Annotated in this window: 21 protein-coding genes; 20 read left to right on the top strand and 1 reads right to left on the bottom strand. The window is 46.1% G+C overall.

Annotated features, from left to right (window positions below; translation table 11 throughout):
* Positions 1-5 precede the first annotated feature (5 nt).
* The 12 genes from OB236_RS20060 (at position 6) to OB236_RS20115 (ending at position 16,100) form a co-directional block, all read left to right on the top strand.
* Positions 6-707: an amino acid ABC transporter permease gene (locus OB236_RS20060; protein ID WP_262685597.1), complete on the top strand. Its 702-nt coding sequence runs from the start codon at positions 6-8 to the stop codon at positions 705-707.
* A 23-nt stretch (positions 708-730) separates the two neighbouring features.
* Complete coding sequence (locus OB236_RS20065; protein ID WP_262685598.1) at positions 731-1,444, top strand: amino acid ABC transporter permease; 714 nt, start codon at positions 731-733, stop codon at positions 1,442-1,444.
* Positions 1,445-1,488: 44 nt separating this feature from the next.
* Entirely contained in the window at positions 1,489-2,241 is a 753-nt protein-coding gene (locus tag OB236_RS20070) for an amino acid ABC transporter ATP-binding protein (RefSeq protein ID WP_076233624.1), read from the top strand.
* Positions 2,242-2,499: 258 nt separating this feature from the next.
* A complete protein-coding gene (locus OB236_RS20075) occupies positions 2,500-4,842 on the top strand; it encodes a helix-turn-helix domain-containing protein (RefSeq protein WP_262685599.1) in 2,343 nt (780 codons plus the stop codon).
* A gap of 257 nt (positions 4,843-5,099) precedes the next feature.
* Entirely contained in the window at positions 5,100-6,023 is a 924-nt protein-coding gene (locus tag OB236_RS20080) for an ABC transporter permease (protein WP_262685600.1), read from the top strand.
* Positions 6,024-6,037: 14 nt separating this feature from the next.
* Complete coding sequence (locus OB236_RS20085) at positions 6,038-6,901, top strand: carbohydrate ABC transporter permease (RefSeq protein ID WP_076233621.1); 864 nt, start codon at positions 6,038-6,040, stop codon at positions 6,899-6,901.
* Between the two features lie 111 nt (positions 6,902-7,012).
* Positions 7,013-8,587, top strand: coding sequence for an extracellular solute-binding protein (locus OB236_RS20090; RefSeq protein WP_262685601.1), 1,575 nt, complete (start codon positions 7,013-7,015; stop codon positions 8,585-8,587).
* Positions 8,588-8,741: 154 nt separating this feature from the next.
* Entirely contained in the window at positions 8,742-9,797 is a 1,056-nt protein-coding gene (locus tag OB236_RS20095; RefSeq protein WP_262685602.1) for an amidohydrolase family protein, read from the top strand.
* A gap of 152 nt (positions 9,798-9,949) precedes the next feature.
* Positions 9,950-12,277: a helix-turn-helix domain-containing protein gene (locus OB236_RS20100; RefSeq protein ID WP_262685603.1), complete on the top strand. Its 2,328-nt coding sequence runs from the start codon at positions 9,950-9,952 to the stop codon at positions 12,275-12,277.
* Positions 12,278-12,680: 403 nt separating this feature from the next.
* Positions 12,681-13,541 (top strand): ABC transporter permease, encoded by an 861-nt coding sequence (locus OB236_RS20105; RefSeq protein WP_083689489.1) that lies wholly within the window; start codon positions 12,681-12,683, stop codon positions 13,539-13,541.
* Positions 13,542-13,553: 12 nt separating this feature from the next.
* Positions 13,554-14,411 (top strand): carbohydrate ABC transporter permease, encoded by an 858-nt coding sequence (locus tag OB236_RS20110; protein WP_262685604.1) that lies wholly within the window; start codon positions 13,554-13,556, stop codon positions 14,409-14,411.
* Positions 14,412-14,471: 60 nt separating this feature from the next.
* Positions 14,472-16,100: an extracellular solute-binding protein gene (locus OB236_RS20115; protein WP_076233616.1), complete on the top strand. Its 1,629-nt coding sequence runs from the start codon at positions 14,472-14,474 to the stop codon at positions 16,098-16,100.
* 343 nt (positions 16,101-16,443) lie between these two features.
* Here OB236_RS20115 and OB236_RS20120 read toward each other — a convergent pair whose 3' ends face one another.
* Positions 16,444-17,229: an AraC family transcriptional regulator gene (locus tag OB236_RS20120; RefSeq protein WP_076233615.1), complete on the bottom strand. Its 786-nt coding sequence runs from the start codon at positions 17,227-17,229 to the stop codon at positions 16,444-16,446.
* Between the two features lie 128 nt (positions 17,230-17,357).
* On the opposite strand from OB236_RS20120, the gene OB236_RS20125 reads away from it, so the two are divergent.
* The 8 genes from OB236_RS20125 to OB236_RS20160 all read left to right on the top strand — a co-directional run bounded on the left by OB236_RS20125 (position 17,358) and on the right by OB236_RS20160 (position 25,016).
* Complete coding sequence (locus tag OB236_RS20125; RefSeq protein ID WP_262685605.1) at positions 17,358-18,422, top strand: amidohydrolase family protein; 1,065 nt, start codon at positions 17,358-17,360, stop codon at positions 18,420-18,422.
* Between the two features lie 190 nt (positions 18,423-18,612).
* Entirely contained in the window at positions 18,613-19,422 is an 810-nt protein-coding gene (locus OB236_RS20130; RefSeq protein WP_262685606.1) for an AraC family transcriptional regulator, read from the top strand.
* Between the two features lie 144 nt (positions 19,423-19,566).
* Complete coding sequence (locus tag OB236_RS20135; protein ID WP_262685607.1) at positions 19,567-20,397, top strand: sugar phosphate isomerase/epimerase family protein; 831 nt, start codon at positions 19,567-19,569, stop codon at positions 20,395-20,397.
* Between the two features lie 47 nt (positions 20,398-20,444).
* A complete protein-coding gene (locus tag OB236_RS20140) occupies positions 20,445-21,404 on the top strand; it encodes a Gfo/Idh/MocA family protein (protein WP_262685608.1) in 960 nt (319 codons plus the stop codon).
* Between the two features lie 113 nt (positions 21,405-21,517).
* Positions 21,518-22,306 (top strand): LamG domain-containing protein, encoded by a 789-nt coding sequence (locus tag OB236_RS20145; RefSeq protein WP_262685609.1) that lies wholly within the window; start codon positions 21,518-21,520, stop codon positions 22,304-22,306.
* On the top strand, positions 22,251-23,324 hold the full coding sequence (locus OB236_RS20150) for a helix-turn-helix domain-containing protein (RefSeq protein WP_262685610.1): 1,074 nt from the start codon (positions 22,251-22,253) through the stop codon (positions 23,322-23,324). Before OB236_RS20145 ends, OB236_RS20150 begins: the two co-directional genes overlap by 56 nt.
* A gap of 139 nt (positions 23,325-23,463) precedes the next feature.
* Complete coding sequence (locus OB236_RS20155; protein ID WP_262685611.1) at positions 23,464-24,600, top strand: amidohydrolase family protein; 1,137 nt, start codon at positions 23,464-23,466, stop codon at positions 24,598-24,600.
* The gene (locus OB236_RS20160; protein WP_262685612.1) at positions 24,597-25,016 is read left to right on the top strand and encodes a Rieske (2Fe-2S) protein; all 420 of its coding nucleotides are present in this window, start codon (positions 24,597-24,599) and stop codon (positions 25,014-25,016) included. The genes OB236_RS20155 and OB236_RS20160 overlap by 4 nt, the downstream gene beginning before the upstream one ends.
* Positions 25,017-25,104: the final 88 nt, after the last annotated feature.

Consider the following 25,104-nt stretch of genomic DNA (forward strand, 5'->3'; position numbering starts at 1 on the left):
CGAAAATGAACAGCACCGGAATCGAAACGACATTGAATCTGGTCCTGCGAATAGCCGAGAGACTGCCGATTACGTTGACGATCATGCTCTTATCCCTTGTTTTTGGACTCTTGCTGGGGTTGGTTATCGCCCTAGCCAGAATTCAAAAGAATAAAATCATTTATGCGCTTGCCACGTTTTATCTGTCGTTCATGCGGTGCACTCCGACCATCGTTCAGCTTTTTCTGGTCTATTACGGGCTGCCACAGCTGTTGATACTGGTAGGCGTGGATGTGAACGACTGGGATAAGATCATCTTTGCCGTAATCACCTTCTCGCTGCACAGTGCAGCCTTCTTCTCCGAGGTTATCCGCTCTTCCTATCTGGCGGTCGGAAGCGGTCAGCAGGAGGCTGCCTACAGTGTGGGCATGACCTACGGACAATCACTCAGGCGGATTATTTTGCCACAAGCGTTCGGTATTGCGATCCCTAATCTGGGCAACAACGTGATTATTTTATTAAAAGAAACGTCACTGGCCTTCTCCATCGGGATTGTTGACATTATGGGGCAGGTACAGATCATACTCGGAAATAATTATGGAGCAAATACGTTCCAGGTGTATATTCTCGTTTCGTTGATTTACTGGGTTCTGAGCATTGCCATTGAAAAGGGCTTTGGACGGTTGGAAAAAAGCTATAAGAAAGGCCATGTCAGTATTGCAAGATAAGGAAGAAAGGGAGGGGAGCTGCATTGGCTGAATTTAGCTTGGCCTTCGCTATTGAAAAATTCCCGGAGGTTCTGAAGGGTGTACCCTCCATGCTTATTGTGGCGGTTATCTCGATGCTGCTGGGTACGATTATCGGACTGATCATCGCTCTGTGCAGGATCTATAAAGTACCTGTGCTGGATAGGCTTGGGGCATTGTACGTATCCTTCATCCGGGGGACTCCCTTGTTGGTGCAGCTTTATGTAGTGTTCTACGGTACACCGCTCCTTGCTGATACCTTGAATCGGGAGTGGGGTTGGCATTTGCCTCTTCAGGAAATGTCGCCTCTCGCTATTGCGCTGCTCGCGTTTACGATCAATTCTGCAGCTTACCAGTCGGAAGTCATCCGCGGGGCGCTGCTCACTACGGATTCGGGTCAGATGGAGGCGGCGTATTCAATCGGGATGACGACATCCCAAGGGCTAATAAGAATTGTTGCTCCGCAGGCGTTTGCCGTTGCGCTTCCGAATTTGGGGAATATTTTTATTAATCTGATTAAAGGTACCTCGCTTGCCTTTGCAATCAAGGTTATCGAGGTGATGGCCCAAGCCAAAATCGTTGCCGGTGACGGTTATCGATACCTGGAAATGTACTTTGATGCTTCTATTATTTACTGGGTCATTTGCTGGATCTGCGAGAGGCTCTTTGTATGGCTGGAAACCCGATACAGCCGCCATGAAAAGAGAATGGCCGCGTGAGCAGCAAGCCAGATGTATTGATTCTATAACCGAGGTGGCGCAGCATGATTCAAATGTCAAAGATCAAAAAATCCTTTGGCCGCAACCAGGTGCTGAAGGGTATCGATTTAACCGTGCACAAGGGTGAGGTCGTCGCTATTCTTGGACCCAGCGGTTCGGGTAAAACCACCCTGCTGCGCTGCTTGAACTATCTTGAAAAGCCGGACGAGGGCAGCATCACCATCGGCGATTTCGCTATCGACTGCAAGCGTGCAGGCAAGAAGGAAATTCATCAGCTTCGCCAAAGGTCGGCCATGGTGTTCCAGCAGTATAATCTGTTCAAGCATAAAACCGCGCTGGAGAATGTAATGGAAGGGCTCTTGGTCGTAAAGAAGCTTCCTAAGGAAGCAGCCAGAGATTTAAGCGTCGAGCTGTTGAAAAAAGTAGGGCTTGAACACAAGCTGGACGCTTATCCGTCACAATTATCCGGCGGTCAGCAGCAGCGGGTAGGCATCGCCCGAGCGTTGGCGCTTAACCCCGAGGTGATTTTGTTTGATGAGCCGACCTCAGCGCTCGACCCGGAGCTGGTAGGCGAGGTGCTGTCAGTCATTCGCAAAATTGCCAAGGAAGGAATTACGATGATCATCGTTACTCATGAGATGGGCTTTGCGCAGGACGTTGCGGGCCATGTTGTATTTATGGATGAAGGCGTAATTGTCGAGGAAGGCAAGCCGAATGAGCTGTTCAGCGATCCGAAGGAAGAGCGGACCAAGCAATTCCTCAAGCGGATACGACCGGAGCTGAACTATTCCATTTAACATAACAGAAATAAATCTGCTTAATCACAGAGCTACAAATAAACCACGTCAGGAAGCCTCCATCCCCACTGCCCAAGTGGAAGCCGGAGGCTTCATTTGAGGTGGTTTTTTAGGTTCAAGATGTGTATTCTGTATGCCCAAAATCGGAGAATCACTCAAAAATCCGTATGATTACCAATCGCGCTTTTCAGTAATTGCAGTTATAATTAGAAGGCGGACGCCGCAATATAGTACAACGGGTTCTTCACTCAGGAAGGAATGACAATACGGATGTCCTTGCTCTTCAAGCTCAAATCGTTCAATAATAAGCTTTTTTGGAAGTTTTTTGCCAAATATTTTATGCTTATTCTTATTCCTGCCATTCTGGCAAGCGCGTTTACGAATCTTTTTGTCGTTAGTCTGATCCAGAAGGAAGCAGAGCAATCGAGCTACATCGTTATGAAGAACAATGCCCGTCAGGCTGACGCGAGCTTTCATTCTCTTCAAGTGGATATGATCAATTTATTAAGCTCGTCCAATATGAAAAGCATTCTGAAGTATGCCGGTAAGTCCCAGCTCAATATGGAACAAACAGAGATGATTTACGCGATGATGACACAGGTAAACTCCGTCATCACAGAGCCGCTCGTATCAGGTGCTTTCCTTTATTTCGCAAATGCCGATCTGGTGATCGATAATAATATTTATACGAACAAATCATTTTATTTCAAAAATTATTACTCTCTGGATGAATCGGAGTCATCGAAGTTGATTGCTCAATTTAAGGGCAAACAAATGATGCGTTTCACCGATCCGTATCCTGCCAATCTTAGAAATAATGTTTTAGGTGACAATCAAACACGTGGTTCCAACGTTTCGGTTATGATGAGTTATCCGTTCAACTCCGATAATCCCGAAGTGTACTTTGAGGTTCATTTTCAGAAGGAAAAGCTGGAGCGGTTGATCCAGACACAGGAAAAATGGATTTCCCGGACTGCGATCATACATACAGACGGAAGTGTGATCAGCCAATCGGATACAGCAGAGCTGAACTTAAACTCCCTGAATGAGGCTATCCTCGCCAAATCGGAAGGAGCATTCTCTGCTTATAATGACCAACAGGCCGTTTCATTTGTCAGATCCGAATACGATTCTTCCTGGTACTATATCAGCTGGGTTGATTTGAAAACGCTTTTGAAGCCTGCTGAGACGCTGCGTGTTCTGAGCATCGTGTTTGTATTGTTTTTTCTTCTGGTCGGAGCCTTTGTGTCTTATTATTTGAGTCGGCGTCTGTATACCCCGATCCTGGAAATTCGCAATCGTTTGCAAGCTCACCAATCCTTTACTCCACCTGATGGAGTCGAGATTGTGCCGGATGGCAATGACTTTGATATGATTAAACGATTTTCCAAATTGCTCATATCCGAGCATAAGGAGATGTCTCAATGGGTTAAAGGGGCGCTTCCTATCGTACAGGAGGATTTTATTACCCAAATCTTGTTAGGTGAGTACAGAGATAACCTGTCGATTGATTATTATTCCAAAGAGATCGCCTTCCCCTGCGAAATTAAAGCTGCGCGTACGGTGCTGGTTATTGAATATCATTATTATGCACATGTGCTGGAACAGCTGTCCGAGACGTCGAAGTCGTTCCTGCTTGTTGAACTGAAGGAGAAAATCGGGAAGCAGGTATCCAACCAAATGTGGCTAAGCCAAACAAGAGCAGATGTACTGGCCTGTGTATGGCATCATGACCTGGACAATTCCACCGATGCAGCAGAGATAGCCAGGCAGATCAAGCTGGTGCTGGAGCCATATATGACTTATTTCAAATCGACGATCGGGATCGGCAGGACCGTGCAGGAAATAGGCGAACTTCATAGCTCCTATCAATACGGTCTGGCTATGCTAAAGCAAAAAAGTCTGAACGCAGAGGTCGAAATTTGCAGCGAGGACGATGCTTGGGAGGATCGGGCTCAGATGGACAGCTTCCTGTCGTCCGAGGAAGTGAACCGTATCGCGAATATGTACAAGGCGCAAGAGTATGAACGGCTGCTGCAATCCGCACTTTACCTGCTGGAACTGGGACAACGCAAGCAGGCAGGCGCGATGCAGATGAAAAGCTTGTGCGCGGATGTGCTCAATACATGGATTCGTGCCGTAGAGACAGGGCGCAATGATTTTAACATTTCGTTATATTCCGGATTATTCGAGTCGTTGAACAGGTGCCAGACATGGGATGAGCTTAAGCAGCATTTTGAACATATTCATTCCTTGCTGTTCCAGGCTTCGTCTTCCATGAATCGAAGCGATCAGTTTGCGGAAGTGGTGCAATATATTAACGAGCATTACCAGGAGGAGCTATCGATAGAATGGTTTGCCGGAACAATGAATATGTCGGTAAGCCACTTTAGCCGGACGTTCAAGGAAGCTGTCGGTGAGAAATATATGGAATATATAACGAAGTATCGATTATCTATGGCCAAGAAGCTGCTTAATGAAACCGATATGAAAATTGAAGAGATCGCTGAGCGGGTTGGTTATCTGGGCAGCAATGCATTTATCCGAATGTTCCGCAAGTACGAAGGGATCACACCGGGCAAGTACAGAAATGTAAAATAGGCGTTTTTTGTGAGATGAGCTTTTTTTGCGAAAGGGCCTTTAACGTTAATAAAAGTGCAGAAAAGTCGGCCATTGGGCTGGCTTTTTTTTGTATAACCTTACGGTCAGACAAAAAAAGACGATACGAAAAAATGCGCGATTTACAGCTGTTCGTATAATCCGTATGCTGTGGCTATGCGTTAACGGTGTGATACAGATCATAGCAAGATTTGCAGAGCACGCGGGAACCGATTGGATAACATCAGGAGCGTGATGAGATGGTGGTAAGTAAATGGAAAGCCGGTTGGCAGACAGCAAGGAAGCATAAGGCGCTGTATCTGCTCATGCTGCCGGGTATATTGTATTACATTATTTTCAAGTATGTGCCCATGTATGGGGTAGTCATTGCGTTTCAGGATTATTCCATGGGAAAAGGAGTTTTTGGAAGCAAGTTTGTCGGAATGAAGCACTTCGTTGAGTTTTTCGTGAATACGCCTGATTCCTGGAAGCTGATTCGCAATACAGTGCTGCTCAACTCCTATGATCTGTTGTTTCACTTTCCGGCTCCCATTATATTGGCACTTCTGTTTAATGAGCTTAAGAACAAATATTTCAGACGGTTCGTGCAGACGATCAGCTACATGCCGCACTTCTTATCAACGGTCGTTATCGCAGGCATACTCGTTATTTTCCTGTCACCGACGACCGGTATTGTTAACTTTGCACTAAAATGGTTGGGTACGGAACCGATTATGTTTCTTGGGATTCCCGAATGGTTCCGAACGATTTATGTAGGCTCAGAGATTTGGCAAAAGATTGGCTGGGGAACGATTCTGTATCTGGCAGCCATCGCCGGAGTAGATCCGGCCTTATATGAAGCGGCCAAGATGGATGGCGCTAATCGGTATCACCAAATTCGCCATATTACTTTTGTTGGCATGATTCCGGTTATGGTGATTTTGTTTGTACTCAATCTGGGTCATTTTATGGAAATAGGCTTCCACAAAATCATATTGTTGTATAACCCGTTAAATTATGAAACTGCCGATGTTATTAACACCTTTGTATATAGAAGAGGGATTCTCGATGCAGATTTCAGCTTCGCTTCGGCCGTCGGATTGTTCCAATCGGCTATCGGCCTCGTTCTGGTAGTCATTGCCAATCGCGTTGCCCGTAAATATTCCGAGACCAGTCTGTGGTAGAAAGGAGGACCAACATGCGTTTAAAACAAAGCTTGGCATCCACGATATTTGATACGATTAATATGATTTTCATGGTTTTCCTTATCATCATTATGCTTTATCCCATGGTGTATGTGTTCTCGGCTTCAATTAGTGATAATGCAATGGTAGCTGGTGGCAAAGTATTTCTTTGGCCCAAATCACTGACCTTTGCCGCCTATGAGCGAATATTTGGAGATAAGCAGCTGTGGGTCAGCTACTGGAATACAATCAGGTTTACCGTAGTTCATACGGTGTTGACGCTGCTGGCAACCTCAGCTATGGCGTATCCGCTCGCCAAGAAATGGCTTCCTTTACGAAAAACGATATTACTTATGGCCGCCTTCACCATGCTGTTTAATGGTGGGTTAATTCCGACCTTTATCGTCGTCAAACAGCTTGATTTATTAAATTCGATCTGGGCCATTGTGCTTCCGTCATTAATCAGTACATGGCATTTGTTCATTATGCGTACCTTCTTCGAAGCTCTTCCCGAAGAAATCGAGGATGCGGCCACTATGGATGGTTGTGGGTCTTTTCAGGTGCTGCTGCGTATCGTCATTCCACTTTCCATGCCGGTGATGGCGACCATTGGTTTGTTTACGGCAGTAGGCCAATGGAATGCATTTTTCGACGCACTTATTTATTTAAGTGATAACACGATGTATCCGCTGCAAATTATGATTCGTAATTATTTGATTGCGGGACTCAATCCGGCTCAGGGTGAGGGTGATCTGCAAACGATGGAAACGGTGAAATACGCTTTGATCGTGGTTGCGACACTGCCCATCCTTTGTGTATATCCATTCTTGCAGAAATACTTTACACAAGGCAGCATGATCGGCGGCGTAAAAGGCTAGTCTTTGCTGGAAGGCTGCTGAATTCAGGGTAATGTTGGTAGCTGCAGATGGTTTGTTCATCTGTTACTATATACAAACAAGTTAACGAACGATAATCGGGAGGTTTAAGTAATGAAGCACAAACAAAGAACAATAGCGATGGCACTTACATCAGTAATGCTTACGGGAGTAGTAGCAGGATGCAGCAGCGCTGGAAACAAACCTGAGGCAACGGGAGATGGGGGTACCGGTGCGATCAAACCGGCTACTTATACATGGCTGGTTGGAGATCGTATTGAAGGACCGATTCGCCAAGATTGGGAAATTTTCAAGGAAATTGAGAAAAAAACCGGTGCCAAAATTGAGTTTCAGGCTGTACCTGCTACATCCCTGGAGGAGAAGAAAAAAATTCTGATCGCTACAAACTCTGTACCTGATATTATGCATATCACCAATCAGGAAGGGCGCGAGCAAGGTCCTGAAGGCGTATTCCTGAACCTGAAAACGTACTTGGACAAAGCACCTAATATCAAAAAATATTTTGATGAAAATCCGGAGGCAAAAGCACTTGCAACCGCAGCGGATGGTGGGATTTACACCGTACCGAATCTGGATTCCTATATTGGAGGCAAAGGATTTGACCATGCCTGGTATTTGCGTAAGGATCTATTAGATAAATATGGTCTTAAGGTTCCGACCAATATGGATGAGTTTTATCAGGTGTTGAAGGGGCTTAAACAACAGAATCCAGATTCTTATCCATTGACCATGTTCCCGCCTGCAACAGAGAAGAAGATGGGACTGTATACGGTTTTCCTGAGAGCGTTTACCGGCATTCAGGGACTTATCAATCTGAATCCTGATAACGATACCTATACATTCGCTGGATATCAGAAAGGATTCAAGGAAACCTTGCAATATTTGAACAAATTGTATAGCGAAAAGCTGCTTGATCCCGAATATTCGTTGTTAACTCGTGCTCAGTTCGATGAGCGGCTAATTTCGAATAAATCGTTTGTTACGTTCGTCTGGAAAGCCGACATTGAAGACATTGCTGAAAAGGCACGCAAAGCAAGTGGAAATGCAGAGTATAATATGGAAGGTTTCATGCAGGTCACTGCTCCGAATGTGAAAAACTATCAATTCGCTCGTTCAGTCGTTAATGTCAACGGGATTGCCCTTTCCAATAAGGTTAAAGATAAAGAAGCAGCAGTCAAATTACTTGACTTTTTGGTAGGTGATGAAGGTAAGAAGCTGCTTTCTTTGGGTATTGAAGGTAAAACATACCAGATGGTGGATGGAAAACCGCGCTACCTGGAATCATTTGGCACGTCTCCTTTTAACGGACTTCGCAAAGATTACGGTGTTTGGTTTCCTGGTATTGGCTCCGACTTTGCGCTTGCACGGTTAGCTTGGGAAAGTGCTTTGAACCCAAGGACCAAGAAGGTTAATGAGGCCTATGAACCGATTATCGTACCAGCCCCTAGAGGTTATGCAAAAACTAAAGAAGAGCAGGAGCTTGAAAAATCGAAGCTGAGTAATCTGGACAAATACATGGACCAAAAAATGGCTGAATTCGTTGTTGGCAAGACACCGGTCAATGATGATACCATTAAAGAGTTTATTGACCAGACGAAAAAGCTGGGATTGGATGAAATCCTTACTATGTACAACACGGCCTATAAACGGACGTATGGCGGCAAATAAGCAAATATAGCTCCTCTAGACCAACCCCTTATCCGCGGATAGGGGGTTTTTCCTGAAATCGTAGAATTACTGAATATAACGTAGTATTATTAATCGCAAATCAACACCCTGCATTTTACAATGTATGTATCAAATGTAAGGGGGCTTTTAGAAAATGAGTTCAGTGCAGAAAGTCATTGATACCGATGTGCATAACACGTTTAGAACCCCGACAGACCTTGTTGAATATTTGCCCGAGCCGTGGAAATCGCGTGTTGCAGGCAGCGGCATTGGAAATCCATGGCATGGAATATGGTCGCCCATAGGTGTGTTCCGCAAGGACTGTATGCCTCCTACCGGAGGACCGGCTGCTTCCGACCCGGAATTTTTGGTAGAGAACTTGATCGAACCGAATCATATCGAATATGCGATCCTGACGGGTGACGCGATGAATATATGTGTGAATCCCGACCCTGACTATGCGGCGGCTATTTGTACGGCATACAATGATTATTTGATTAAGGAATGGCTGCCGGTTCATAAGTCGTTTAAAGGGGCGATGTTGGTTGCTGGTCAGGACCCGCTGCTGGCTGCCAGGGAGATTGATCGGGTTGGGGGACATCCTGACATCGTGGAGGTGCTCATGGGCAGTGCCCAACGTGCAGGGCTCGGTCAGCGTCAATTCCACCCAATTTATGAAGCAGCCGTACGCAACGGCCTTCCCATGTCCATACATCCGGGTGCTGAAGGCTCTGGTGGAACTTATGCTTCAGCGGCGGGTATTCCGACCCGTTATCTGGAATGGCATACTGGTTTATCACAGAACTATATGGCCCATACGATAAGTCTCGTATGCGAAGGTGTATTTGAGAAGTTTCCCGAATTAAAATTTGTCATGCTGGAGGGAGGCCTGGCTTGGCTGCCGCATCTGATGTGGCGACTGGATAAAAACTACAAGGCACTGAGGTCTCAGGTTCCTTGGTTAAACCGGATGCCCAGCGAGTATATTCGTGATCATTGCTACTTTTCTACTCAACCGATCGAGGAACCCGATAATCCGAATCACCTGATCGATTTATTCAATATGATAGACGCCGAAAACTTTATTATCTTCTCCAGCGATTATCCGCATTGGGATAATGATGCCCCGATGGAAATATTGAAGCGCCTGAATCCCGATGCACGCCATAAAATCTTTTATGAAAATGCCAGAAAGCTGTATAACCTGTAAATGTGATTCCAACTATGCTCGAATCCAACATTCCCTGCGGATTTTGTCGTTTATCACGGGGAATGTTTATTTAATTTCGAACCTTGCCAACCCCTAAGCAGATGTGTGAAAATAGAAACATACAAATAATTGGAAGGGGATTGGTGTGATAGGTGAATCGGTTTTTCGGCCCCCGCTCGTTTAATATAGCGTTGTTTTGGCAGTTTTTTGCAAGCTATTTTATTCTCTTTCTCATTCCCGTTATTATAGCCAGTACATTTACTTATGTGTTCGTAGTTAAGCTGATCGAGCAGGAGGCGGAGAATTCGAATAACATCACGATCCGCAACTTCTCCACCCAAACCGACACCGCTTTTTCTTCTCTCCAGGCCAACATGATTAATCTTCTGGGTACCTCTAACCTTAAAAGCGCTATGAAGCTGTTCGAAGAGCCTGTCAAAGACCCCGACTATTATGAAATTACCCATTATCTGATGGATCAGTTAAATACGTTGGATACGGGCGATATCATCTCCAACGCCTACTTTTATTTTGCCAAATACGACCTTGTTATAGGGTTTAACACAGAGACAAGCAAAGAAAATTTTTTTCAATACTTTTATCCGGTCAGCGATCAGGAAAAGCAAGAATACCTGGACAACTTTTCCGGTAAAAAAATGATGCATTTTACAAAGCCATATACCTTACATCAAAAAATACTGTTCACGAATGATATTGTATCGTCCAGCTCCAGTATTTCGGCAGTGATGAGCTATCCATTCAATAGTGATCATCCCGATGTGTATCTGATCGTCAACATGAAGCTGGGTGAGCTTAGCAAGCATATTCGTATTCAGGAGAAGTGGGTTGCAGGGACCGCTATTGTTGATGTGACGGGTAACGTGATTACTCGGGCTGGCGAATCCATTGTTAATCCGCAAAAGCTGCTTGACGCAGCCCGTTCTCATTCCGAAGGAGCGCTTTATTCAGACGACCAGCTGCAAGCGTTATCTTATGTGAAATCCCGATTTAATGACGCGTGGTATTATGTCAGTCTGATCGATCTCGAAACCTTATTGAAGCCAGCGCACAGGATCCGGATGTTCAACCTTGTATTTCTCGGATTTTTTCTGGTTCTAGGCGGGTTGGTCTCTTATTATTTAAGTAAAAGGTTATACAAGCCGATCCTCGAAATTAAAAGTGGATTGACGTCGCACCTCCGTAAATCGGTTGTGCCTGTACAGCAAAAAGGAAATGACTACGATTTTATTAAACAATTCTCGAAGCTATTAATATCTGAGAATAAAGAGCTGTCCGAATTGGTGAGTGGGATGTCTCCGATTGTCCAAGAGGATTTTATAGCGAAGATGCTGTCCGGCGAGTATCGTGACAATTTATCGATCGAATTATATGCCAGAGAGATCGATTTTGTTTACGAGCGGAATGTAGCTCGAACCGTTTTGTGTATTGAAATCCAGTACTATTCGTGGGTGCTTGAGCAAATTTCGGAAACGTCCAAAACGTTTATGATGGTGGAATTAAAGGAACGCATTCTCAAATCAGCATCGGGAACCGTTTGGCTGTGTCAGACGAAGCCGGATATGTTGGCGTGTGTGGTCCAGCATTCGCTTTTTTTACATATGGGCCCTAAGGAGGTATCAGAGGTTGTTTCGCTGATTCTTCAGCAATTTAATCCGTATTTTAAAGCTGCGATTGGAGTCGGGAAAAAAGTTCACGATATCGGTGAGCTGTACTTGTCCTATGATTCAGCTCTGGCCATGCTGCAGCATAAAAGCCTTCACTCCAGAGTGGAGATTTTAAGTGAAGAGAATGCTTGGGAAGATAGAACGCAGCTTGACAGCTTTTTATCTAGTGATGAAGTCAATCGGATTTTTAATATATACAAATCACGGAATTATGCCAAGCTGCTGAAATCGGTCTTCGATCTGTTGGATATGGCAGTCGTGAAAAACGCAAGCGCCTATCAGGTAAAGGGATTATGCTCAGACGTGTTGAATACATGGATCCGGGCTGTTGAGACGGAACGTAAAGACTTGAACATTCCTTTTTACTACAGCTTGTTTGAAAAGCTGAATCGCTGTGCGACCTGGGATGAAATCAAGCAATGCTTCGAGCATATCCATACGATTATGTTTCCATTGGTGGAGCCAAGCGACCGGAGCGCGCAATTTGCAGAAATATTGGACTATATTCATCAACATTACGGAGAAGAACTATCTGTGGAGAAATTCGCTCAGCAATTAAACATGTCGGTAAGCCATTTTAGCAGGACCTTCAAGGAAACAGTTGGGGAAAAATACGTGGAATATATTACAAAGCATCGATTGATGATGTCCAAAAGATATTTGCTTGAGACCGACATGACCATCGACGTCATTTCTGAAAAAGTCGGGTATTTGGGACGGACTTCATTCATCCGAACCTTTTGCAAATATGAAGGCATTACTCCCGGCAAATATCGAACGATTCATCATCAATAATAATGGCATATCACTCCAAGTGGCCCGTTTCACTGTCATAATGACAGGGAGCGGGTCTTTGGTATTCAGCGGCATCGGCAGGCTCATTATACGTAGCTATAATTGTATGTGTCGCTATTTTTGCAGGAAGTGTGGAATAGGATATAAGAAGGGCACGATACACAAATAGCTACACAGCACAAAAATGCACGCTTTACGATTGCTGCCAGAGCCCCTATCTTTAGGTCAGGAGAATGCGTTACCAAGTACCGAATGAAGTGAATTCAAAAGGAGTGAGGGTGCTTTGTCAGCCAATAGCGGAGCCAATAAAGGAACGAGTGAGTGCGTCGTTTCTCAAATCACAACTGGAAAGCGCTTACGTGCCAAACGTTATCTAATGAAGCATAAAGCCTTATATTTATTAATGCTCCCAGGTATCATCTATTATATTGTTTTCAAATATGTGCCGATGTACGGAATTATTATTGCGTTTCAGAACTATTCGATTGGAAAAGGCATGCTGGGGAGCAAGTTTGTCGGGTTGGCGCATTTTGTTGAGTTTTTTTATAATACGCCTGATTCGTGGAAGCTGATTCGCAATACCGTGTTATTGAATATTTACGATTTGTTGTTTCATTTTCCGACACCGGTTATTCTGGCCTTGCTGCTTCATGAGATCAAAAATAAAACATTCAAACGAATCGTGCAAAGCATCAGCTACATGCCGCATTTCCTGTCAACGGTGGTGATCGCCGGAATTCTGGTCATCTTTTTGTCTCCGTCTACCGGTATCGTCAATATATTGCTGCATAAAGCATTTGGCATCGAGCCGACCATGTTTCTGGGCTTGCCCGAATGGTTCAGAACCATATATATCAGTTCGGAAATATGGCAAAAGGTCGGTTGGGGAACGATCCTCTATTTGGCGGCTATTGCCGGCATCGATCCCGCTTTGTATGAAGCAGCCCGAATGGATGGTGCCAATCGTCTGCAGCAAATACGTCATATTACGTTGATTGGGATGATTCCGGTCATGACGATTTTATTTGTACTCAGTCTCGGCCATTTTATGGAGATCGGGTTTCAAAAAATATTGCTGCTCTATAATCCGATGAACTACGAGACGTCCGATGTGATCAATACTTTCGTCTATCGAAGAGGAGTATTGAATGCTGACTTCAGCTTCGCCTCAGCTGTAGGTCTGTTTCAATCGGTGATTGGCTTTACATTAGTTGTTACGGCCAATCGGCTTGTGAAAAAATATTCGCAGACCAGTTTATGGTAGAGGAGGGGCAGCATGAAACGAAAAAGCTTTGGCTTCAAGCTGTTTGACATCGTCAATACGCTGATCATGGTAGTCGTCATTATGATCATGTTATATCCGATGGTGTTTGTATTTGCAGCCTCGATCAGTGATAATGCGATGGTTGCCAGCGGACAGGTTCTGCTGTGGCCCAAAGGCATCAATTTTGGCGCTTATGAAAAAATTATCGTCGATGAAAACCTGTGGATCAGCTATTGGAACACGATTCGTTATACCGTGGTGCAAACCGTTCTTACTTTAATAGCAACTTCTGCTATGGCGTATCCCTTGGCCAAAAGATGGCTGATCGGTAGAAAATGGATTCTGATACTGGCCGCGTTTACTCTGGTGTTCAATGGAGGACTGATTCCAACCTTTCTCCTTGTCAAGCAATTAAATATGTTGGATACGATTTGGGCTATCGTACTGCCATCCTTGATTAGCACCTGGCATCTGTTCATTATGAGGACGTTTTTTGAAGGGCTGCCGGAGGAAATTGAGGATGCGGCGATTATGGACGGCTGCGGCTCCATGCAAGTGCTGCTGAGAGTCGTTGTTCCTTTATCGCTGCCTGTTATGATGACGATCGGATTATTCACAGCTGTCAATCAGTGGAATGCTTTTTTTGATGCACTGCTGTATTTGAATAGCGGCAAGATGCATCCGCTGCAGATTATGCTCCGCAGTGTACTTATAGCCGGCAACAACCCGCAGGGTGAGGGTGATCAAAGTTATATCGAATCGTTGAAATATGCATTGATCGTAATCGCGACATTGCCGATCCTGTGCGTGTATCCCTTTATCCAAAAATATTTTGTGCAGGGCAGCATGATTGGCGGCGTGAAAGGCTAGATAGCCATAGATTCCCCTGGAATCTGTTCCTATATATGAACCATTAAGGGAGGTATTAGGGTGAAAAAGAGAGCATATGCAGCGACGCTTACAGCTATTATGTTTGGCGGCATGATTGCCGGCTGTAGCAGCGGGGGACCCAGTGCTGGCACTTCAACGCCAGCAAAGGATACAGGTGGCACAACGGCGCCGCCATCAGCGACAACGCCAGCCCCAGCGGCAAGCCAGCAGCCTAAAGCGGTAACGTTCACATGGTTGGCAGCTAATCGCGTGGAGGGACCGGTTAAGCAGGATTGGGAAACCTTCAAGGAAATTGAGAAGAAAACGGGCGCCAAAATTGATTTTCAGGTGATCAGTGAGGAAGCACTCCCGGAAAAAAGAAAAATAATGATTGCGACGAATACAGTCACCGATTTTATACTTGTGCCTAATCAGGATGGAAGGGATTTTGGACCGGAGAAGGTGTTCCTGAATTTAAAAGACTATTTGGACAAAGCGCCGAATATCAAGAAGTTTTTTGACAATAACCCGGAAGCGAAGGCTCAGGCGACAGCAGCGAATGGCGGATATTATTCCATGCCTGTATTGGAAAGTGATCCCAGCACCAAAGGCTTTAACTACGCCTGGTACGTTCGAAAGGACTTGCAGGACAAATACGGCTTGAAGGCGCCGACTACTGTGGATGAGTTCTACCAATATCTGAAAGCGTTAAAAGAAAAACACCCGGATTCATATCCGCTCACATTTCGCACACCTGTCAGCAGCCCTAACCTGACCGGGATCTTTACGGTATTCTTAAGAGCATTCACAGGCGTCGAAGGATTCATTAACGAAACACCAGGAAGCGGCGGTCAATATGAGTTCGCCGGGTATCATAAAGGGTTCAAGGATTCGTTGGTGTACATGAATAAGCTGTATGCCGAGAAGCTGCTCGAACCGGAGTTCGCGCTGTTGACTACAGCCCAATGGGAAGAGCGGCTGCTGACGGGAAAATCGATGGTTACCTACTTCTGGAAAGCTGACATGGACCCGTTAATTGAGAAAGCCCGTAAAGCCAACCCCAACAATAAAGATTTTGATATGAATGTCATCCCGCAATTCGCTGCCGAAGGTGTCAAAAATTATCAGTACGCACGGCCTGCCGTCGGTACAAGCGGCCTTGCGATTTCAGCTAATGTAAAAGACAAAGATGCGGCGATCAAATTTATGGATTATTTATACAGCGAGGAAGGCACGAATTTGATGTCGCTCGGCATCTTGAACAAAACCTATAAACTGGTGGATGGCAAGCCCAGATACATGGAAGAATTCGGTACCAGTCCCTATGTTCCATTGCGCCGTGATTGGGGCGTATGGTTTCCTAACGTCTCGATCAATAACGCGATAGCGCGTGCTGCATGGGAAAGAGGCTTGGACGCCAAAAACAAGGAAATCAATGCTTCCTATGCCAAATTTATTATTGACGCACCCAAATCGATCGTTAAAAATGCGGATGAGCAGGAAATCGAAAAATCGAAGCTGAACAACCTTAACAAATATTTTGATCAGAAGCTAACCGAGTTTGTATCTGGAAAAACACCGATCAATGATCAAACCGTTGCCGAGTTTATTGACCAGTCGAAGAAACAGGGCGTGGACGATCTGCTGAAAATGTACAATGCAGCCTACAAGCGCACTTATGGCAAATAAGCTTATTCACTTGGAGTTTCGTGCGTAAGCGTATGAATTTACACACGAAAAGACCGTCCGGCGAGCTAGCTGGACGGTCTTTCTTAAACATGATGAGGTGAGTACCGTATCGGCTCTTAGAGCTTAGAAGTGGCAGACAGCAAAAAGGATGAACAGAGGACATGGGTGTGGGGTGTAAAGTTTACGTGCCGTCTTTGAAGTCGTGTTCCCACCGCCTAATCTAATCCATGGAACATGACTTCAACAACGGCTGGAACCCCATACCCATGTCCTCACCAACGCGCCAACGTATGGGTTTAGACAAGTATGGTTTTTCTATTTGGCCTCCATTGAACAGCTGCTTTTATTCCGCCGCCTGTTTCATGCCACGCTTGGGCGTAGATGTTGGAGGATAGCCTATATTTTTTTTGTAAATATAATTAAAGTAAGTTTGATCGCAATAACCGAGATAATCGGAAATCTCCTTGATTGTCATATCGGTATTAAGCAGCATCTCGCGGGCAGAGGTAATGCGCACCTGATGCAGGTATTCGACCGGTGTGCGGCCTGTTACTTCTTTAAATACACTTGAAATGTAATTCGGAGTCCGGTCAACGTGTTGAGCAAGCTCACTGAGACGAATCGGCTCACGGTAGTGCTTGACGATATATTGCTGAATGTGCATAGCCAGGCTTTGCTTGGACGTGGGATGCTGCTTGGACATAAGCTCCCGTTGGACGATCCCCAATATTTCCAGCATAATTCCTTTGGAAATAATTTCATAACACGGCATTTGCCCGATCCAGCAATCATAAAGCAAAGAAAACCGCTGCTTCAGGTAATCGAAGCTGATGGTTCGAATAAAACGGTGGTCTCCTCCAGCAAGTAGAGGTATATCGATTTCCGTAGAATCGTTGAAGTGTACGGAAAACATCTGATGGGGATCAGTAGGGTCCGTGACTGCAGATCGCATAGTACCCGCTGATATAAAAAGACCGTCTCCACGCTGCAGAGGAATTACGGTATCCCCTAAGGTATAAGTGATTTTTCCGTTGATAACAAGCAGTAAAATATCATATTTAGTCGGTGACCTCGATATGCTCCAGTTTTTGCCCATTTGAGAATCAAATAAAACCGATGTTATTTTCACGAGTCTGCTCCCCTCCCAATGACTTCATTTTATCATACTAATCGGAGAATCTCTCAATAAATTGTTGAATCACTTATCGTGATCCCTTGTCTCTTTGATTACAATAAACATAGGACATAAGGGAGGTAATGAAAGTGAGTGAGATATTGAAGGTCATCGATGTGGACGTGCATAATGAGTTGAAAAAACCGCAGGATCTGGTTCCCTATTTACCGGAGCCCTGGAAAACCCGGGTTGCTGCTTCAGGGATCGGTATGATGGGGAGCGGGTACTGGTCGCCAGTCGGAGGAATGCGCAAGGACACCAAGCCACCAGGCGGAGGGGTGGAAGGATCGGACCCGGATTATATGCTCGAACAACTACTGGAAGAGTACAATATGGAATATGTCGTTCTGACCGGTATTCTTTATAATATTTCAGCAACACATGATCCTGATTTTACGGCAGCTATTGCTTCTGCATATAACGATTATTTGATTGCGGAATGGCTTCCGCGGAGCGATAAATTCAAGGGGGCAATGGTCGTATCAACAGGGGATCCTCTGCTCGCTGCGCGTGAAATCGACCGTATCGCCGGACACCCGGATATTATCGAGGTTATTATTTCCAGTGCAACCCGCGAACCGCTGGGGCATCGCATGTATCATCCGATCTATGAGGCGGCAGAGCGGCATGGACTGCCAATAGCTGTACATCCCGGAACCGAAGGTACAGGTGGCACCGGCGCCCCGACTTCAGCTGGTTATCCTACCCGATATATCGAATGGCACACGAATTTGTCCCAGATGTTTATGGCACAATTGACCAGTGTTGTTTGTGAAGGGGTGTTCGTGAAATTCCCGAATTTGAAATTGGTATTGCTGGAAGGGGGGATTGCCTGGCTGCCCCATCTGATGTGGAGGCTCGACAAAAACTACAAAGCTTTGCGGGCCCAGGTGCCGTGGTTGACACGATTGCCAAGTGAGTACATTCGCGACCATTGTTTCCTTTCCACACAGCCGATTGAAGAGCCGGATAATCCCAAAGATTTGATCAGATTGTTTGACATGATGGATGCGGAAAATATTTTGATGTTTTCCAGCGACTATCCTCATTGGGACTTTGATGCCCCGGATGCGATTCTCAAACGTCTGAGCCTTGAAGCAAGAAAGAAGATTTTCTATGAAAATGCCAAAAAGTTATATAAATTGTAACTCTATCACTACAATGAGCGTATGTACAAGAATAGAACCGTCCGGACAGGAGCCGAACGGTTCTTTACTATTTTTGCGTTGATTTTATCCATATGTTCCGGTTACAGTGATAACATGAAGGGTTGTTGCGAATTAATTGCGGGGGAAGCCGTACAGGATGAGGGGCGTGAACAAGTTGGGTGGAGGCGAGATGTTAACCAAACCGGAGTTTCATGTCCGGAGTTTTGTGGCTACTACGAATACAGATTGGGCGGATGACGGCTTTCACCAGCACCGCACCTTGGAAATCAGCATTTTGTTGGAAGGTAGAGGCGTATTCGAATGGAATGACAGTAAGCTTAATCTGGATGCAGGGCAAGTAATTATCATCCCGCCTGCCCTGCCGCACCGGTTTGAAGGGAAGCAGCGGAATCGCTATGGGGTCATGCATCTGGAAAACATACCGGCTCGGATTATGGAGCACTTATCTGATTTTGGAAGCGGATCCAAGCCAGTTATCATAGCTCTATCCCGTCTCGATAAAGAACGCTTGGAATGGCTTTTTCGCGAATTTTTACGCATATTGTCCAGTCCACTTAAGAAGCAAATGAGAACATACAGTGCATGGGTAGAGGTCATTGTTCTATTCCTGCTTGAACATTCGCAATCGGTTCAGCATGCATTAACGATCACCAAGGCGGCCGATTATATCCGCGAAAATTTGAGTCGAGGTGTGCAAATCGCTGACTTGGCCGCATTGGCAGGGCTGACCGAGGCTGGTTTTCGCCGTTTGTTCGATGAAATCTACGATATGAGCCCCAAGCAGTATTTGCAGCAATGTCGTATGATCGAGGCCAAATGGCTGCTTAGCTCCTCAAATAAAGAATTGAATGAAATCGCCGAGCAGATCGGATTTGCCAGATTGCATTCGTTCTCGTTATGGTTCAAAAAAGTGGAAGGAATCCCCCCATCGGAGTGGCGTAAAATGCAACAAAGAAAGACAGATGAATTTTCTATTTAAGCGGATGGCGTTTTGTGTAAATTGTGTTTCGATTTCAATAAATACAAGCGGTTCGAAATACATTATTCTTCTAGTGTACCCCGAAAAACGGCAGCATGCGGTAAGTCATGCGTCATAAGCAGGGCGGAAAGGAAGAAAAAGTGGATGCGCAAAGGAATTAATCAATGGTGTTTTCCAAAGGGTACTTCATTAGCGAATATGTTTGAAACGAGTCGTCAAGCGGGCTTCGATGAAGTTGAACTGAACCTGTACGCACCTGGTGGTGTGGGACTAACCATGGACACCACGGAGGAGGAAGCCAAAGCCATTGGGCGGCTCGCCGAGCATCATGGGATCCAGCTGCGCTCACTTTCCTCAGAAATCATGGGACGTTATCCGTTGTCTTCCCCCGATCAGGAGGTTCGCAATCTTGGAATCAAGGCTATGCAGAAGCAAATACAAATTGCTGCATGGCTCGGTATGGATACGATTCTTGTTGTTCCCGGCAGAGTGAACGAGGAAGTATCGTATGAGCAGTGCTATGAACGCAGCCGGACAGAGCTAGCCAAGCTGCTGCCGGCTCTGGAGGCGAATCATATCCATATGGGCATCGAAAACGTATGGAATAAGTTCATGTGGTCGCCAATTGAAATGGCCAAGTACATTGATGACTTCGGGTCATCTTTGGTATGCGCTTATTTTGATGTAGGCAATACACTGCTATTTGGTTATCCGCAGCAATGGATTCGTATACTGGGTCACCGAATTCGCAAGGTGCATGTCAAAGATTTTAAGCTCGCTATAGGTAACCTGAATGGCTTTGTCCCGCTGCTGGCAGGTGATGTCGATTGGAAGGAAGTACGAATCGCATTGAACGATATCGGTTATAAGGATGTGCTGACTGCGGAATTGACGGCTTACACAAGTGCTCCGGAGCAGCTCATCTTCGATACGGCGAGGCATCTTGGTGTGATCATGGGCGACAAACCGAATTAACTAAGCGTGCTTGTACAATCAAATTCCGAAGGAGTGCGGTATATATTATGGTAAAAATCGCTGTTATGGGTGCAGGTGGTATTGCTGCCGAGCATATGAAAGCTTTGAAGCCTCATCCAAAGGTAGAGATCGTAGGGATCTGTGATGTAATTCTTGAAAACGCGCAAAATATGGTTAATAAAAACGGGGGGCGAGCCTACACCCATTATGAGGAAATGCTGGACCGGGAGCAGCCGGACGGCTTGATTATCAGTGTCCCTCCTTTCGCCCATGGTGATGTGGAAGAGGTCGCAGCGAGTCGTGGAATTCATTTATTAGTCGAGAAACCGGTTGGCCTCAATATGGATGCAGTCAGGAAAAAAGCAGAAGTGATGCAGGCGGCAGGAATTATCGTCAGCACCGGATATTGCTTGCGTTATATGGAAGCCTTGCAAAAAGCACGGGCGTATTTGTCGGATAAGCCGATAGCGATGGTGCGGGCACTGCGCATAAGCGGCATACCCCAAATGCCTTGGTGGCCGATCATGGACAAATCCGGCGGGCAGCTAGTTGAAATGACTACACATAATGTGGATATGATGCGCTGCCTGGCTGGAGATATCACGAAGGTATCCGCTGATATGAACTTGCTTGTGATGAAGGATGGGGGATTCGATATCCCTGATGTCACTTCCGCGAACTTCGTTTTTGCTAATGGGGCAGTCGGACATATCGACACCACGTTTTTTCCTCAGCCTGTCGAACGAGCTTATCTGGAAGTAATGGGCCCTGGGTATCTTCTGACAATTGAAGGTAGAACCTTGACTATAATAGAAGGCAAACAAACTATGGTTTATAAAGGGGATGATGATTTCTATAGAGCTCAGGATCATGCGTTTATCGAAGCGATTGATACGGGTGACCGCAGCCTGATCCTTGCTGATTACAGCGAGGCCATGAAAACGCTGGAGGTTACATTGGCGGCGAATGCTTCAGCTGCTTCAGGTCAAACGGTTTATTTAGCCTGATAAAAGGTTCTCATGACATTAGTGATATTGCGATTTGCATTGTATAATAAGCATGGTGCAGGAAGAATATGTCTGCCGATGCAAATCATACTTTATTCATGGGAGATGGTCATGTGACACAAGCAGGAGAGCGTGCGGCAAGCGCCGTGCTAAATACGCCGGGATTGGTCAGTTTTTGGGATTTTCAGGAGCCCTCAGGAGAACCTCCAACTTCCCAGGGGAAAGAGCGGTATGTGCTGCAGGATGGGAACGGCGCTGTTGCCAAGGCCAATGAAGGTGTGTTCGGGCCCTCTGCTGCCGACATTCGCAACGGTCAGTGGTATCGGATTGCTCGTGCAGACTGTCCGTCTTTGGATTTCCACGGAGAGACAGCGTTTACATTGTGTGCATGGCTGAAGCGCTCTGGTCAGCAGGAGTCAACAAAATGTGAAGCGGTCGTTGGCATGTGGGATGAAACGTATAAGCATCGGCAATATTGCATGTTTCTCAATCTGCGGATTTGGGACAGCGCTCAACAGCTATGCGGACATGTGTCGGCTGAAGGCGGTCCGACACCGGAATATAAATATTGTATGACATCGGCTATTGGACAAACAGAGGTTTCCTTTGGAGAGTGGCATTTTGCTGTGTTCACTTTTGATGGCGAATACGCCAAAGTATTTCTGGACGGACAGCTGGATGAACGGGAAACGTTCAACCCCTACTTGTATCCGAAGGCACTGCACAACGGTGGTAGTGAGGGATCAGACTTTACGGTTGCCGGTGTGAATCGGTCTGGAGAAATGGGTAACTTCTATGAAGGCCTGCTCGGTGGGCTGGCGGTATATGACAGGTGTTTGTCTGTAGGTGAAATTACTGCGCTGTATCAAGCGACTCGGCCAATCGAGATGGATGCTTCATGATGTAGTCTCGCTGTACATCATCGATTGGGCGGAACGGCTGCTTCTCACACCGATGTGGAGGAGCAGCCTTTTCGGGTGGAAATGGCCAGTAAGAGTATGGTTGTATGGATTGGAGATTACATGCATGGATATGAAGGATTTCATGAATAATGACAAGCTTCAATGGCTCGTGGATATCGAGAAAACTTTAAATCGGTTCCCTATTCTGCTGCGATTTAATGAGTGGACCAAGGGAACCAACTTTCATTATCAGCCTGGTGTGGAGATACATATCACTCAAGAGGGAGAGGGAACGATGGTTGTAGGCAGGCAAATCTTGCTGCAGGCTCCCCGTTCTGTCTCGGTATTTCGCGGAACCGTGCCGCATCAGATGATTTCCAAATCGTCTTATAAACGTGCGGTGATCTGTGTCAACTTCAGTAATGAGGATGAGGATGTGCTTTCTAGCCTGCACCGTCTCATTGATTTTGCCTGGGTACCCGATGATTCGTGCCTGAGCTTTTCTCTTAGTCCTAAGCAGTTCCAGAAAGTAGAGGAGATGTGCAGAGGGCTGAATCATGAGCTGGAAGCTCGCGAGATTGGCTGGGAGCGGATGGCATTGGCTCTTGTACTGCAAATAACAGCTTATTTGCAAAGGAGTACGACAGATTCGGAGCGCGTAACGATGCTGCCGATGAAGGGGAAAAAGAATGATCTTGTGCAGGCTTGTCTGGATTATGTATGTGGAAATCTGGGTGAAGAATTATCATTAAAAGCGGTTGCCAAACGCTTCGCGGTCAGTGAAGAGCATTTGACGCGAAGCTTTACGAAGGAGATGGATATCAGCTTCTACCAGTATGTGCTGCTGCAAAGGGTGGCAGAAGGAAAGCGACTGCTGCGCGAGTCTGCGGATGTGTCTGTCTCGGAGATCGCATATATGATCGGTTTTCCCTCCTCATCTCACTTCAGCCGTCATTTCAAAGCTCTGACAGAGGAGACACCTTCCGCATACCGCCAGCGTTTGTTTGCAGCTGAATAAATGCAGGCAGCACTTCATCAGATTGGTCAATTATTGACCAGAAACATGTCAAACATCGGCAATCTTATTTCGCTTCTTCATCCTATAATTGATCTTGTCAAGCAACTGCAGGACAAATCGTTAATTGGAGGAGAAGCGAATGAAGGCGACAGAAGGTGGACAGCAAATGACGGTCAAACGTCCAAAGCTGAAGCGTTCGATCATTGATTGCGATATCCATCACTACACAGGGATGAATGTAATAAAACCATATTTGCCTCGTGAATATCGTGAGCTTGTCGATACTTATGGAGCTGCCTTGCCTGGAGGTATGCATTTTAATGGAGGTGTAGGCGGTCGGATGGTCGACTCTTTTCCGCCTGCTGGAGGTCCCGCGGGAAGTGATCTGGCTTACATGCAGGAGCATCATCTCGATCCCCATAATGTTGAATATGGCATCCTGACCGGTGAAGGCATGGGGATGCATGGTACGATCAACCATGATTACGCGGCAGCTTTATGCACCGCAACGAATGAATATACCATCGAGCACTGGCTGGCACAGGACAGCCGGTTGAAAGGTTCAGTATTTATTCCGAAGCAGGAGCCGAATTTATCGGCGCAGGAGATTGATCGTATAGGTGGACGGGCCGATATCGCGCAGGTGATCGTTTCCAGCGGGTCGATCTTTCCTTATGGGAATCGATATTACAATCCGATCTATGAAGCATGTGTCCGTCATAACCTGCCATTTACCATTCATGTTGGTGGAGAGGGTAGCGGAGTGAATGCGGCGACTACAGGTGCAGGCTATGTGACCCATTATATAGAATCCAGAGCTGCTCGTCCGCAGGTCATGATGGCTCATCTGGCAAGCTTCATCTTCGAAGGTGTATTTGAGCGGTTTCCTACATTGAAGGTTGTGCTTCAGGAAGCAGGTGTATTCTGGATCGCCCCGTACCTGTGGAGGCTGGATCAGGATTGGAAGGCGCTGCGTGTGCAGACCCCATGGGTGAAGAAGAAGCCAAGCGAGTACTTCCGTACGAATATGCGAGTTACGACGCAGCCGATCGAGATTACGCCGAATCGGGAAGTGTTTGACCAGATGATGGACAGCATCTTCGCAAAGGAAACGATGATGTTCTGCAGCGACTATCCACATTGGGACTTTGATTCCCCGCTAAAAGCATTGCCGAAATTGGATGATGAGCTATGGGATCGTGTGTTTTACCAGAATGCTGCCGATATTTATAGTCTGCCTTCGCGTAAGGCGGAAAGAGACGGGAAGCAATCATGACACAGTCTACACAACAGCAAGTCCCGCAGAAGAGGCCACCAACTGCTGAGATGCACACCGTTGCACAAGTATCGGAGATTCCTCCTGGAACTCATAAGATTGTGGTAGCCGGCAACCGCAGTATCGGCATTTACAATATCGATGGGCAGTTTTACGCACTGCGCAACGTGTGCCCGCATCAGGGTGCAGAGCTGTGCAGAGGGCTGACCAAACCGCTTGTTAGCTCCTCAGGTCCGGGTCGCTTTGAATATGAGCGTGAAGGGGAAATCGTCCGTTGTCCGTGGCATCAATGGGAATTCGATATCAAGACCGGATGTATGATTGTTGATCCGGCGATGCGAACGAAGTCCTATGAGGTAACAGTGGAAATGTTCGGGGTTTCCGTCGAAGATGGAGCGGTGATTGTCCATCTGTAGGCATGGAGAGCAGCACAATCCTATTGTAGAGTTTTACCCCATACAAGAAAAAAAGAAGAAGCCTCCGGTTTACTAACTCAGTGAGCCG

The organism is Paenibacillus baimaensis (assembly GCF_025567575.1).